This window comes from Microbacterium oxydans (assembly GCF_000956525.1).
In the GTDB taxonomy this organism is placed as follows: Bacteria; Actinomycetota; Actinomycetes; order Actinomycetales; family Microbacteriaceae; genus Microbacterium; species Microbacterium oxydans_A.
In genome coordinates this window covers 107302-119940 of record NZ_JYIW01000025.1, presented here as the reverse complement: position 1 = coordinate 119940, position 12639 = coordinate 107302, and the positions used below count along the sequence as shown (strand labels likewise).

Sequence of the window (12639 nt, the reverse complement as noted above, 5' to 3'; positions counted from 1 at the left end):
ATCAGCCGCGCAGCACGTCTGGCAGCGCATGGGTTCCCACCGGAGGGAGCACCCGCACAGTCCTCGTGCGCGCGATGCCGAGCCGCGTCGCCCAACTGTCGGCGAGCAGCGCGTACACGACCATCGCGGCAGTCGAGGCGAGCAGGTCGATCGGTCCGCCCGAGGTCGCGTTCGCATCGACCAGGGCGACGGAGCCGAGCAGGAAGATCAGCACGTTGTTCACGATGTGCAATGAGATCGCGGCCTCCAGTCCACCGGTTCGCCAGGTCAGCCAGGCAGCGACCACCGCGAAGACGCCGACGCTCGCGGCTCCCCAGACGTCGTAGCCGTGGCCGAGCACGAACAGCGGCACCGGAAGCAGGATCGCGAACGCCGGATGCCGGAGCCATCCGCCGACCAGCTGCATGAGGTATCCGCGGAACACGTACTCCTCGGCGGCGGCCTGGAACGGGATCAGCACGAGCACCAGCGCGACCATGACCCAGAGCCCAGGGTGCGAGAAGTCCGCGACGATCGCGTCGCCCGTGGCTGCCGAGAGACCGAGCAGCACAGCGAAGTACACGACGAAGACGGCCAGCGCGAGCGCGAGGCTCTTTCCGAGCCACCCCATGCGCAGGCGTCCGGTCACCGACGACAACAGCCCGATGCCGCGCCCCTCCACGATCCGAGATGCTGCGAGCAGCGCCGGGATCATCAGGATCAGCGGAAGCACCAGCGCGACGAGGAGCCACGGGCGGTCGAGATCGAAATACTGCGTGGTCGTCAGCAGCACCTGCAGTTCGGCGCCCCACGCGGGGATGAGCACCGAGGCGATCCCGAGCGGTATCACCAGGAGCAGGAGGATCACGACATAGAGCGCGATGCCGAGGAGACCGGTCAGGAGCATCCGCCACCAGCGAGCGCGCGGCCGCAGCCGGGCGAGGCGGTGGTAGGCGACTTCCTCGACCTGCACGCCTCCCTCAGCGGTCAGGGATGCGGGGGCGGCGGTGTCGTCCTCGTTCGAGCTCATCCTTCGATCCTGGCGGATTCGCCTGTGAGCGAGAGGCGAACCGGCGACCGAGACCGCGCCATTCCGAGCGATGTCAGCATCATCATGGGTGGAGTCACCATAATGGGGTCATGACAGCTGCGCGCATCCTGGTCGTCGACGACGAGCCGAACATCCGTGACCTGCTCTCCACCGGTCTCAGCTTCGCGGGGTTCCAGGTGAAGACGGTCGCCAACGGCGCCGCCACCATCTCCGCCGTGCTCGAGGAGGAGCCGGACCTCATCATCCTCGACGTGATGCTGCCCGACATGAACGGATTCAGCGTCACCAAGCGTCTCCGCGGCGCCGGATTCACGGCCCCGATCCTGTTCCTCACCGCGAAGGACGGCACCGACGACAAGATCGAGGGTCTCAACGCCGGCGGCGACGACTACGTCACCAAGCCGTTCAGCCTCGACGAGATCGTCGCGCGCGCACAGGCCATCCTGCGGCGCACGATGCAGGCCGACGAGGAGTCGGTCATCCGCGCCGGCGAGCTCGCGATGGACCAGGACACGCACGACGTGCATGTCGGCAAGGAGCAGATCGAGCTCAGCCCGACCGAGTTCAAGCTGCTGCGCTACCTCATGCTCAACCCCAACCGAGTGCTGTCGAAGGCGCAGATCCTCGACCACGTCTGGGAGTACGACTTCAACGGCGACGCCGGCATCGTGGAGAGCTACATCTCGTACCTGCGCCGCAAGATCGATCCGCACACCGAGGAATCCCTGATCCAGACCAAGCGCGGCTTCGGGTACATGCTCAAGGTCGGCAAGTCGGCCTGACGCTCACCCCACCGCACGACGCCGCACCCTGGAGGACCGCATGGCGCAACAGCCCGATGCGGTCACCAGCTGGTGGCGGCGGATCAGCCTTCGCGCGAAGGTGACCGGTGTCACCGTCGCGCTGCTCGCCCTCGGTCTGCTGATCGCCGGTATCGGCACGGTGCCGCTGCTGCGGTCCGCACTGGTCGCCAACATCGACGGACAGCTGCCTGCCGTGGTGTCGAGCGACCTCGTGAACCGATACCTCGATGTCACGTCCGTCGATGGCACGACCGTCTACACCCCGAAGGACGAGCAGCCGCGGGACTTCTTCTTCGCGATCTACAACGCCGAGGGAGCGCTCCTCGCCACCGCCGGGAGCACGACCTCGTCGCCGCCCGTGTTCGAGACGGAGTTCTCGCTGCAGCGTGCGCAGGCGAACGAGGACAAGGTGTTCGACATCTTCGGCGCCGACGGCAGGGTCTTCCGCGCGGCGGTCGCCACCGTGACCGCTGATGGCGGCGCGCTGCGGATCCAGGTCGTGGCACTCCCGGTCGCCGCCGCCGATCGTGTGATCAGCCAATACTTCAGCATCTACATCACGATCGCCTTCATCACGATCTTCATCGCGGCGCTCCTGACCCGCGGGCTGGTGACCCTGACGTTCCGACGCCTCGGCCAGGTCGAGTCGACGGCGATGGCGATCGCGGCCGGAGATTTCAGCCAGCGGCTCACCGACCTCGAGCCGACGACCGAGGTCGGGCGCCTGAACACCGCGATCAACACGATGCTGGATCGGGTCGACGGGTCCCTCGCGCAGCGCGATCGCACGGTCTCGCACATGCGGCGCTTCATCGGCGACGCGAGCCACGAACTGCGCACCCCGCTGGTGAGTGTGCGCGGCTACGCCGAGCTCTACCGGATGGGTGCGATCAAGGGCGAGGAGGACACCGCCCGCGCGATGGAGCGCATCGAGAAGGAAGCCATCCGCATGGGCGTGCTGGTGGAGGATCTGCTCGCACTCGCCCGGCTCGACGAGGAGCGCGAACCGGAGATCGTCTCACTCGACCTCAGGCCGATCGCCAGGGATGCCGCGCTCGACCTCCGCGCTGCCGCCCCTGGCCGGACGGTCAGCGTGATCGACCTGACGAACGAGTCGGTCTCAGCGCCGACCCGCAGCATCCCGAAGCAGACCGTCGAGGCTCCGATGCCCCGCAGCCTCACCCGCGGCACGCTGGGCCGGCTCCGTCGTCGAACGCGCCAGGCTTCCGAAGAGCCGCCGGGGATCGACTTCTCCGAGACCGCAGACACACCGGTACGCACCCCTCCGATCGTTCTCGGCGAGGAGAACAAGGTGCGCCAGGTCGTGACCAACCTGCTCGGCAACGCTCGTCGCTTCTCGCCCGAGGACGGGGCGATCGAGATCGTGGTCGACTCCGACCGCGTTCGCGGCACCGGGAGCATCGCGATCGTCGATCACGGTGAGGGCATCCCGCCGCAGATCCGCGAGCAGATCTTCGAGCGCTTCTGGCGCGCTGACACGTCTCGTGCCAGGGAGACCGGCGGTTCTGGTCTGGGTCTCGCGATCGTGGCGTCGATCATGAAGGCGCTGCACGGCAGCGTGGCCGTCTCGGAGACCCCTGGCGGCGGCGCGACCTTCACGGTCACCCTGCCTTTGGCCCCCTCGCGCGCGACGCCTGAGCACCTGCTCGAGGACACGCAACCGATCGAGCGCCTGGACCTCTGACCGCTCACCTCTCCCGCACAGCGCAGGCTGCGCCGATGTTGCGCACAGCAGCTGAGCCGCACAGCCGGGATCAGCCGTGCTGCGGCCGCCGCGCGCATAGCGTCGAAGCTCCAACCGAGAAGGAGTTTCCCATGTCCGTCTTCACCGTCGACACCGAGGCCGTCCAGGCCGCCCACGGCGCTGCCCGCGCCACCATGGAGCGCATGCGGGGCGAATCCGCGACCCTGATGGCCCAGCTCTCGCAGTTGCAGTCCTCATGGGTCGGTACCGCATCGAACGCCTTCCAGAGCTGTGCAGAGGAGTGGCGCGGAGCACAGCTGCACATCGAACAGGCGCTGGAGTCGATCGGCGGCTCCCTCGGGTCCGCAGCAACCCAGTACGCGGATGCCGATCAGTACTCCGCGAGCCTCTTCCGCTGAGCGCGCTCCTCGGGGCAGGTGCGCCTGACCCGAACGCAGAAACGCCCCGACCGAAGTCGGGGCGTTTCCGTGTTCAGCAGGCTCTGGAGCCCTGATCCGGCTGGATCAGAAGTCCATGCCGCCCGACGGGTCACCCATCGGAGCCGAAGCCTTCTCGGGCTTGTCGGCGACGACGACCTCGGTCGTGAGGAAGAGTGCCGCGATCGAGGCTGCGTTCTGCAGTGCCGAGCGGGTCACCTTCGCGGGGTCGATGATGCCGGCTGCGAACATGTCGACGTACTCGCCCGTTGCCGCGTTCAGGCCCTGGCCCGAAGGAAGCTCGGAGACCTTGTTCGCGACGACACCCGGCTCGAGACCGGCGTTCAGCGCGATCTGCTTGAGCGGAGCCTCGATCGCGACGCGGACGATGCTCGCACCGGTCGCCTCGTCACCCGTGAGGGAGAGGGCGTCGAGCGCCTTCGTGCCCGACTGGATGAGCGCGACGCCACCACCGGGGACGATGCCCTCCTCGACGGCTGCCTTCGCGTTGCGGACGGCGTCCTCGATGCGGTGCTTGCGCTCCTTGAGCTCGACCTCGGTCGCCGCACCCGCCTTGATGACGGCGACGCCACCGGCGAGCTTCGCCAGGCGCTCCTGCAGCTTCTCGCGGTCGTAGTCGCTGTCGGTGTTCTCGATCTCGCGACGGATCTGCGTGACGCGACCGTCGATCTGGTCTGCCTCGCCGGCACCCTCGACGATCGTGGTCTCGTCCTTGGTGACGATGACCTTGCGCGCACGACCCAGCAGGTCGAGCGTGGCGTTCTCGAGCTTCAGGCCGACCTCTTCGGTGATGACCTGACCACCGGTGAGGATCGCGATGTCCTGCAGCTGCGCCTTGCGGCGGTCGCCGAAGCCGGGAGCCTTGACGGCGACCGACTTGAAGATGCCCTTGAGCTTGTTGAGCACGAGCGTCGCGAGAGCCTCGCCCTCGACGTCCTCGGCGATGATGACGAGCTCCTTGCCGTCCTGGATCACCTTGTCGACGATGGGCAGAAGGTCCTTGATGTTGGAGATCTTCTGGTTCGCGATCAGGATGTACGCGTCTTCGAAGACGGCTTCCTGGCGGTCGGGGTCCGTGACGAAGTACGGGTTCAGGTAGCCCTTGTCGAAGCGCATGCCCTCGGTGAGCTCGAGCTCGGTGCCGAAGGTCTGGGACTCCTCGACGGTGACCACACCCTCCTTGCCGACCTTGTCGATCGCCTCGGCGATGAGCTCGCCGATCGCGGGGTCAGCAGCGGAGATGGAAGCGGTCGCGGCGATCTGCTCCTTGGAGTCGATCTCCTTGGCGCTGGCGAGGAGCTCCTCGGTGATCGCTGCGACGGCCTTCTCGATGCCGCGCTTCAGCGAGATCGGGTCGGCACCGGCTGCGACGTTGCGCAGGCCTTCGCGGACGAGCGCCTGAGCCAGGACCGTTGCGGTCGTGGTGCCGTCACCGGCGACGTCGTCGGTCTTCTTGGCGACCTCCTTGACGAGCTCCGCACCGATCTTCTCGTACGGGTCGTCGAGCTCGATCTCCTTGGCGATGGAGACACCGTCGTTCGTGATCGTGGGGGCGCCCCACTTCTTCTCGAGGACGACGTTGCGGCCACGCGGGCCGAGGGTCACCTTGACCGCGTCGGCGAGGATGTTCAGGCCGCGCTCGAGGCCGCGGCGGGCCTCCTCATCGAAAGCAATGATCTTTGCCATGAGTTTTTTCGTCCCTCCTGGACGTAGACGTTGGGTTTAGCACTCAGAGTGTGAGAGTGCTAACGCCATTCTGGCACTCGACCCCTCCGAGTGCAAGCCGCGGCAGACGCGCGGCGACACCGATCAGGGGGCCGGCGTGTCTTCCGGGGCTTCGGGCGCGGTCGAGGCGCGATCGAGGCCGATCACCACGACGAGCTGCTCCGCCCCCGACTCGTTCATCTGCGCGTAGAAGTCGCTCTGCTGCACGTCGGCGCCGCCGATGAGGTTGGCCAGGCCGATCGCCGCGAGCTCGTCGTCATCCTGCACGTAATAGACCGTGGTCGTGGCGAAGTCCGCGCTCTCGCTGTCGCTCGCGAACACCGTGTCGGCAGCCCAGCCGTTGTTGATGAGGAGATCGCGCATCGGCTCGTCGAGACCGCCGTCGGGCGTCGCGTTGAGGATCAGCACCGAGAACGCGGGATCCACCACACCGGTCTCCACCGGCGTCGGCGCCGAGGTCGGGACGGCTTCCGGGAACAGCGTGATGCGCCCCATCACGACGAGCGAGCCGAAGATGCCGGCGATGATGAGCACGAGCGCGGCGACGAACGACCACAGGAGGACGACCCAGCCGTTCATCCCTGGCGCCTCTGCACGATGTGCGCCGACTCGGCCTGAGGTGCGGGGAACGTCGTCGAATCGATCACGAGAGGGCTTGGACACCCCTCGATGCTATCGGCACACTCCTGGCAGACCGCGAAGAGCCTCCGGCCGGTCGCTCGCCCCTGACCGCCTCAGCCGACGAAGCCCGGGGTGCGCGTGCTGCGGGTGTAAGCACGAGAATCGCGGATCCGGCGCAGCCGGCGCACCAGCATCGGATCGTATTCCAGCGCGGAGTCCGACTCGATCAGGCGGCCGAGCAGCTGGTAGTAGCGTGCTGCGCTCATGCCGAGCTGGGCGCGGATGACCTCTTCCTTCGCACCGCTGTGGCGCGGCCATGCCGTCTCCATGGCGAGGATCGCGCGATCGCGCTCCGTGAGGTCTCCGAGCATGGCTTCACATTAGGACGCGTCGTCGGCGCTGCCTGCGCGCCACTCCCATGATCGCCCGAGCGGATCGGCCGCGGCGCGCACCCGCCCGTCGAGCGCGACGACGAAACCGGGCCAGCTCGCGGCATCCACCGCCGGCTGCCACACATCGAGCAACGCCGGCGGATCGATCGTGATCCATCGTGCAGGCAGAGCCCGGATGCGATCGACCAGCTCGGTCCTGATGGGTCTGGGAATGTGCACGAGCACGCCAGGCGTCGTGATCACGAGCGTCGCGTCGCTGGGAGCCTCGGCGGCGAGCGACGTCAGCTCGTCGAGGGCATCACCGGCCACGAGGCGGGGCGGATCGGCGGCCGCGATGTCGAGGGCGGCACCGATCCGCTCCTCGCGTCCGGCCTCCCCCGGCCACACGAGTCCGAGCAGCCAGCGCCGGTCCCGCTCGTCGCGGGCATTCAGCGGGGCCAGGTCGATACCCGCACGCCAGACGACATCGGGCAGACGCAATGGCGGCAGCTCACCTGTCACGACGCTCTCCAGCACGACGGACGACGGGCCGTCCGCCGGATCGAGCGAGGCGCGAAGCGCACCGTCCGTGCCGAGGAACCGGAACGAGTATCGATCGGGGTAGAGACACAGCCCGCCGGATGCGCCGATCTCGAGCAGTGCGATCGGTCCCTCGATCTCGGACAGGACCGGCAGCAGCGGTGCGAGACGCAGCGGCTCGTTGGTCTGGAGCGAACGAGCGCGACACTCGGCCACGACCGCATCGGCGTGCTCCAGCACGAAGCTGCGCCACGCCTGGTAGCCCTCGAGCGGCGCTCCGAGCAACCTCGTCACCGCGAACACCAAAGGCGGCTGCCTGCTCGTCTCGGGAATGCGAGCGAGGATGTCCTGCACCTCGGCATCCCCGGCCACGCCGTCCGCCCATTCGCCGTACAGCGCGCTCCGTCCAGCGGCCTCCTGACGGACGAATCGCGCGTATCGCTCCTGCACGGCCTCGTTCATCCCTCCATTCTCATCCGTTGCGACCATCGCCCGCTGAACGAGGGAGAATGGAGAGGACTCAGGAGGACGCATGCCGTACAGCGTGGACAAGACCGAAGACGAATGGCGCGAGGAACTCGGTGCCGACCAGTACGCCGTGCTGCGCCAGGCGGCGACCGAGCGCGCCTGGACCGGCGAGCTGCTGGATGAGGGCCGCGCAGGTCTCTACACCTGCGGCGCCTGCGGCGCCGAGCTCTTCAAGAGCGGCACGAAATTCGACTCCGGCTGCGGCTGGCCGAGCTTCTATGAATCCATCCGCCCCGACGCGGTGCAGCTCATCGAGGACACCACGCTCGGCATGGTGCGCACGGAGGTCCGTTGCGCGAACTGCGGCTCGCACCTCGGGCACGTCTTCCCCGACGGATTCGGCACGCCGACCGGCGACCGGTACTGCATGAACTCGATCGCACTCACCTTCACGCCCGACGCCTCGTGAGCGCGCTCGACGCGGTCCGCGCCAGGCAGTCCTGGTCGAAAGTCGACGACACGGCTCCCTCGCGAGAGGAACTCCTGACGTATGTGGCGGCGGCCGGACGTGTCGCGGACCACTCCTCGCTGCGACCGTGGCGTCTGATCGAGTTGCGCGGCAGCGACCGCGAAGCCCTCGGTGCCGCGATCGCCAAGGCGGAGGGTGACAAGTCACCGTCCTCGAAGCCCCTGCGCGCACCACTGCTGATCGCGGTCGTCGCGAGCTTCCGCAAGAGCGAGAAGGTGCCGCACTGGGAGCAGGAGGCGGTCGCGTCCGGCGTCGCCCACATGCTCAGCCTGCTGCTCGACGAGGCAGGGTGGGGCGTGCTGTGGCGCACCGGGAGTTACACGCGCTCCAAGGCGGTCGCCAAGGCCCACGGCCTGGAGAAGAACGAGGTGCTCCTCGGCTGGCTCTACGTCGGGAAGAAGCCCGCCGGCAAGAAGCCCGGCCGACGCAAAGCCGTCGATGCGCGCAAGCTGCTCACGCGGATGCCGAAGAAGAAGTCGAAGAAGTAGCCTCAGCGGCGGCGTCTGCGCCACGGCACCGCGACCATCACGGATGCCACGGCGACGATCACCATGCCGACGATCTGCCATGCCGCAGGCCCAGCGGCGGTCGGCCAGAACAGGTCGATCACGACGGATGCCGACAACTGCCCCAGCACCGATCCGAGGCCCATCAGCAGCACTCCCGTCTGCGCCACGATGAACGCTCCGAGCAGGATGTAGGCGAATCCGAGGAATCCGCCGAGGTACAGCCAGGGTTCAGCGGGGAGCGACTCGGGGGCGCCCTTGACGGCGACGCTGATCGCGGCGGCGAGTGCGAGCACGACGGTTCCGGCGACGAAACTCATCAGGGTCGCGATGATCGGCGACTGTACACGCTTCGCGAGTCGACCGTTGGTCGCGGCCTGCCACGCGATGCCGACGCCGGCCGCGAACGGCAGCAGCAGCATCCACAACGGGGCTGATGCGAGCACATCCCCGCTGAGCGAGATGCCGACCGCGGCGAGCGCGAGCAGCCCGCCCAGCACTCGACCCGGCGTGACGGCGACGACGCCGGCCGGACCGAAGCCGATCCGATCGAGCACGAGCCCGTGGAGCGTCTGTCCTGCGACCACGCCGACCGTGAAGAGGGAGACCCCGAGGATGCCGGCAGTGAGCCCCTGCGTCGAGACGGTCAGCGCACCGCAGGCGCCGCCCAGCAGCATCCATGCCGGGATCGTACGGGCGCGCACGCCGCTCCACAGCCGTCCGACGCCACGGCGCCCTGATGGGAGCGCCGCGACGACCACGATGAGGGCGAGCAGCCCGACGCTGAAGGAGACGAAGCCTGCGACGATGCCGTCGTCGAGGCGCACGCCGAGCACGCCGTTGATACGGGCCTGGATCGCCGTCATCACGCCGATCGCGACTGCTCCACCGAGCGCGACCGGGGCGGGAAGCACACGGGTCTCGGTCACCTGTCGACCCTACCCGAGCCGATGTCAGGGGTTCGACGCGGCAGGATGTCGCAGGCCGGGACTACTCTGACGGCATGTGCGCGAGCTACGGACTCGATCCCCGATTCACCGACACCGAGCTGCTGGATGCCGCCGACGAGGCGGTGCTGGATGGGCTGCGGACGTGGGCGGAGCGGAACGCCGGCGAGACGCTGCGCCCGACCGGCAAGAACCTGCGCAACCTGAACCCGCTGATCGTGCAGCCGGAGAGCTCTCCCGTGCTGGAACCCGCGTGGTGGGGCTTCCTCGTCGGCGGCGAGCCCGCGAAGTTCCCTTCCATCAACACCCGCTCCGAGCGGCTGCAGGACAAGCCGGGCGGCGCGAAAGCGCGAGCGATCGTCCCGGCGACGAGCTGGTTCGAGATGCAGAAGCCGTCACGGCAGTGGCACGAGTTCCTGGTCGACGACGGCGCGCTGTTCGGTATGGCCGCCGTGACCCAGCGCGGCAAGGCCGCGGACGGCACCTGGTTCACCTGCTACTCGATCGTGATGCGTCCGGCACCGGAGCACCTCGCCGGCGTGCACGATCGGATGCCGGTGCTCATCCCGACGTCGTTCGCCGACGAGTGGCTGACGGCCGACACCGGGCGCGAGGTCGTCGACGATGCACTCCTCGCAGCTGCGGACCTCGACGCTCGCGTGCGGGTGAAGCCGCGCGGCGACGACAAGCGCACCGACCGGCTGTTCTGACGCATGGATGCGCGAACGCTCACGCTGGCCGCCGCCGCACGTGCGGATGAACTGCCCGGCTCCGAGCGGGAGAACCCCTTCGGGCCGGAATGGGACGTGTACAAGGTCCGTGGCCGCGTCTTCCTCCTGCTGCCATTGGACGGCACCGGACGCGTGACGCTGAAGTCGCACCCGGATGACGCGGTCGCGCTCCGCGAGACATTCGCCGACATCGTCCCGGGGTACCACATGAACAAGAAGCACTGGATCACGCTGAACCCCGGACCATCGCTCGAAGAGGGCCTCGTCACCGAGCTGGTGACCGAGTCGTACCTGCTGGTCGTGGAGAAGCTCCCCCGGGCACAGCGTCCAGTCGACCCCGAGACGTTCGGGCGCCCGACGGCGTGATGCGGTCGGCCGGTCGACGGTATCCGTCGTCAGGATGACCCCAATCCCAGGGGAACGGTACCGAGGGAGGATGCGGTGACCCCGATGCGCTCCGTAGCGTTGAGCACATGATCACAGCAGAGGGACTCACGAAGCGATTCGGAGACAAGACAGCCGTCCAGGACGTGTCGTTCACGATCCAGCCCGGAACAGTGACCGGATTCCTCGGACCGAACGGCGCCGGCAAGTCCACCACGATGCGGATGATCGTCGGCCTCGACAAGCCGACGTCTGGGCGCGCGACCGTCGGCGGCAACGAGTACCGCAAGCTGCGTGCCCCGCTCACCGAGGTCGGCGTGCTGCTCGACGCGAAGGCGGTGCACACCGGGCGAACCGCACGCGACCACCTCCGGGCGATGGCCGCCACGCACGGCATCCCCGCGTCACGCGTCGACGAGGTCATCGATCTCGCCGGCATCGGTTCAGTGGCCCGCAAGCGTGCAGGCAAGTTCTCGCTCGGCATGGGCCAGCGTCTCGGCATCGCCTCCGCACTGCTGGGTGACCCGCACACGCTGATCCTCGACGAGCCGGTCAACGGACTCGACCCTGAGGGCGTCCGCTGGGTCCGCCAGTTCGTGCGCCACGCCGCCTCCGAAGGCCGCACCGTGCTGCTGTCCAGCCACCTGATGAGCGAGATGGCGCAGACCGCCGACCACGTGATCGTGATGGGTCGTGGCCAGGTGCTGGCCGACGCCCCGCTCGACGAACTGGTGCGGGCCTGGACCAGGAACACCGTGCGAGTCCGCACTCCTCGCGCCGCCGACCTCGCCGCAGCCGTCGGCGCACCAGACGTCGAGATCGTGACCTCGGCGCCCGACCTGCTCGACATCGTCGGGCTGCCGGCTTCGCGCATCGGCGACCTCGCAGCAGCGCGCGGCATCCCGCTGCACGAACTCACCCCGACCACCGGATCACTGGAAGACGCCTACCTCGCCCTGACCGGCGACTCCGTCGAGTACCGGACCAAGGAGATCTCATGACCACCCAGGCAGCTCCCCTCACCCGCACCCGGACCGGCTCCGCTTCGGGACAGCAGCTCACCTTCGTCCGTGCACTCCGCGGCGAATGGATCAAGCTCTCGACACTGCGCTCGACCTGGTGGTCGATCGGGGTCGTCGCCGCGCTCACGATCGGCATCGCCGTGCTGATCGCCCAGGCGGTGGACATGCCTGGCTTCGAACCGATCCAGGCCGTCGTGATGCCGATCCAGTTCACGATGCTGCTTGCCGGCATCATCGGCGCGATCTCCGTGACCGGCGAGTACTCGACGGGCATGATCCGCTCGACCTTCGCCGCTGTGCCGGTTCGAGGCATGGTGCTCGCCGCGAAGTCCGTCGTGCTCGCACTCTTCCTGTTCGTGTCGTCGCTGGTGATCTTCTTCGCCGCAGCGCTCGCGGTCTCCGCCGTGGTCGCAGGACGCGATCAGAGCATCGATTGGGCTGATCCTGCAGCATCCTTCCTGCCGATCGTCGTGGCGTCGCTCGCGATGTCGGTCTTCGCACTGCTGGGCGTCGCCTTCGGCTTCGTCCTGCGCTCCGGCGCCGGTGCGATCGCCGCCACCGTCGGCCTGCTGTTCGTGCTGCCGATCGTCTCGAACTTCTTCTCCTTCGCGGGCGAGTCGTGGCAGTGGGTCATGGATGCTGCGAACTACCTGCCGGTGGCTGCCGCGCAGAGCGCCATCCTGCCGGAGAACGCAGCGCTGGAGGGCCCGGTCGCCTACCTGACGCTCGCCGTCTGGGTGGTCGCCGGCATGCTCGCGGCCTGGACCGTGCTGCGCAGCCGCGACGCGTAGAGTCTGCC

Annotated in this window: 15 protein-coding genes; 9 read left to right on the top strand and 6 right to left on the bottom strand. The window is 68.2% G+C overall.

Annotated features, from left to right (window positions below):
• Nucleotide 1: 1 nt before the first annotated feature.
• Complete coding sequence (locus RS83_RS10945) at nucleotides 2-1009, bottom strand: CPBP family intramembrane glutamic endopeptidase (RefSeq protein ID WP_052679077.1); 1008 nt, start codon at nucleotides 1007-1009, stop codon at nucleotides 2-4.
• Nucleotides 1010-1119: 110 nt separating this feature from the next.
• Here RS83_RS10945 and RS83_RS10940 point away from each other — a divergent pair, with 110 nt between their 5' ends.
• From RS83_RS10940 to RS83_RS10930, 3 genes are all read left to right on the top strand, one after another.
• Nucleotides 1120-1812, top strand: a complete 693-nt coding sequence (locus tag RS83_RS10940; protein WP_045279564.1) for a response regulator transcription factor — start codon at nucleotides 1120-1122, stop codon at nucleotides 1810-1812.
• 40 nt (nucleotides 1813-1852) lie between these two features.
• Nucleotides 1853-3538, top strand: coding sequence for a sensor histidine kinase (locus tag RS83_RS10935; RefSeq protein WP_045279563.1), 1686 nt, complete (start codon nucleotides 1853-1855; stop codon nucleotides 3536-3538).
• Nucleotides 3539-3669: 131 nt separating this feature from the next.
• On the top strand, nucleotides 3670-3957 hold the full coding sequence (locus tag RS83_RS10930; RefSeq protein ID WP_045279562.1) for a WXG100 family type VII secretion target: 288 nt from the start codon (nucleotides 3670-3672) through the stop codon (nucleotides 3955-3957).
• A gap of 105 nt (nucleotides 3958-4062) precedes the next feature.
• Here RS83_RS10930 and groL read toward each other — a convergent pair whose 3' ends face one another.
• The 4 genes from groL to RS83_RS10910 all read right to left on the bottom strand — a co-directional run bounded on the left by groL (nucleotide 4063) and on the right by RS83_RS10910 (nucleotide 7715).
• A complete protein-coding gene (gene groL, locus RS83_RS10925) occupies nucleotides 4063-5682 on the bottom strand; it encodes a chaperonin GroEL (protein ID WP_045279561.1) in 1620 nt (539 codons plus the stop codon).
• 123 nt (nucleotides 5683-5805) lie between these two features.
• Complete coding sequence (locus RS83_RS10920; RefSeq protein ID WP_230114577.1) at nucleotides 5806-6384, bottom strand: LytR C-terminal domain-containing protein; 579 nt, start codon at nucleotides 6382-6384, stop codon at nucleotides 5806-5808.
• A 71-nt stretch (nucleotides 6385-6455) separates the two neighbouring features.
• Entirely contained in the window at nucleotides 6456-6713 is a 258-nt protein-coding gene (locus RS83_RS10915; RefSeq protein ID WP_045279559.1) for a DUF3263 domain-containing protein, read from the bottom strand.
• Nucleotides 6714-6722: 9 nt separating this feature from the next.
• The gene (locus tag RS83_RS10910; protein WP_045279558.1) at nucleotides 6723-7715 is read right to left on the bottom strand and encodes a DUF2332 domain-containing protein; all 993 of its coding nucleotides are present in this window, start codon (nucleotides 7713-7715) and stop codon (nucleotides 6723-6725) included.
• Nucleotides 7716-7785: 70 nt separating this feature from the next.
• Here RS83_RS10910 and msrB point away from each other — a divergent pair, with 70 nt between their 5' ends.
• Together msrB and RS83_RS10900 are read left to right on the top strand one after the other, a co-directional pair.
• Nucleotides 7786-8190, top strand: a complete 405-nt coding sequence (msrB, locus tag RS83_RS10905; protein WP_045279557.1) for a peptide-methionine (R)-S-oxide reductase MsrB — start codon at nucleotides 7786-7788, stop codon at nucleotides 8188-8190.
• Nucleotides 8187-8738 (top strand): nitroreductase family protein, encoded by a 552-nt coding sequence (locus tag RS83_RS10900; protein ID WP_045279556.1) that lies wholly within the window; start codon nucleotides 8187-8189, stop codon nucleotides 8736-8738. The genes msrB and RS83_RS10900 overlap by 4 nt, the downstream gene beginning before the upstream one ends.
• A 2-nt stretch (nucleotides 8739-8740) precedes the next feature.
• Here RS83_RS10900 and RS83_RS10895 read toward each other — a convergent pair whose 3' ends face one another.
• On the bottom strand, nucleotides 8741-9685 hold the full coding sequence (locus RS83_RS10895) for a DMT family transporter (RefSeq protein ID WP_045279555.1): 945 nt from the start codon (nucleotides 9683-9685) through the stop codon (nucleotides 8741-8743).
• A gap of 74 nt (nucleotides 9686-9759) precedes the next feature.
• On the opposite strand from RS83_RS10895, the gene RS83_RS10890 reads away from it, so the two are divergent.
• The 4 genes from RS83_RS10890 to RS83_RS10875 all read left to right on the top strand — a co-directional run bounded on the left by RS83_RS10890 (nucleotide 9760) and on the right by RS83_RS10875 (nucleotide 12631).
• Nucleotides 9760-10413 carry an SOS response-associated peptidase family protein gene (locus RS83_RS10890; RefSeq protein WP_045279554.1) on the top strand — a complete coding sequence of 218 codons (654 nt, stop codon included), beginning with the start codon at nucleotides 9760-9762 and terminating at the stop codon, nucleotides 10411-10413.
• 3 nt (nucleotides 10414-10416) lie between these two features.
• On the top strand, nucleotides 10417-10800 hold the full coding sequence (locus tag RS83_RS10885; protein WP_045279553.1) for an MmcQ/YjbR family DNA-binding protein: 384 nt from the start codon (nucleotides 10417-10419) through the stop codon (nucleotides 10798-10800).
• Nucleotides 10801-10907: 107 nt separating this feature from the next.
• Nucleotides 10908-11819, top strand: coding sequence for an ABC transporter ATP-binding protein (locus RS83_RS10880; protein WP_045279552.1), 912 nt, complete (start codon nucleotides 10908-10910; stop codon nucleotides 11817-11819).
• The gene (locus RS83_RS10875; protein WP_045279551.1) at nucleotides 11816-12631 is read left to right on the top strand and encodes an ABC transporter permease; all 816 of its coding nucleotides are present in this window, start codon (nucleotides 11816-11818) and stop codon (nucleotides 12629-12631) included. Before RS83_RS10880 ends, RS83_RS10875 begins: the two co-directional genes overlap by 4 nt.
• Nucleotides 12632-12639 lie beyond the last annotated feature (8 nt).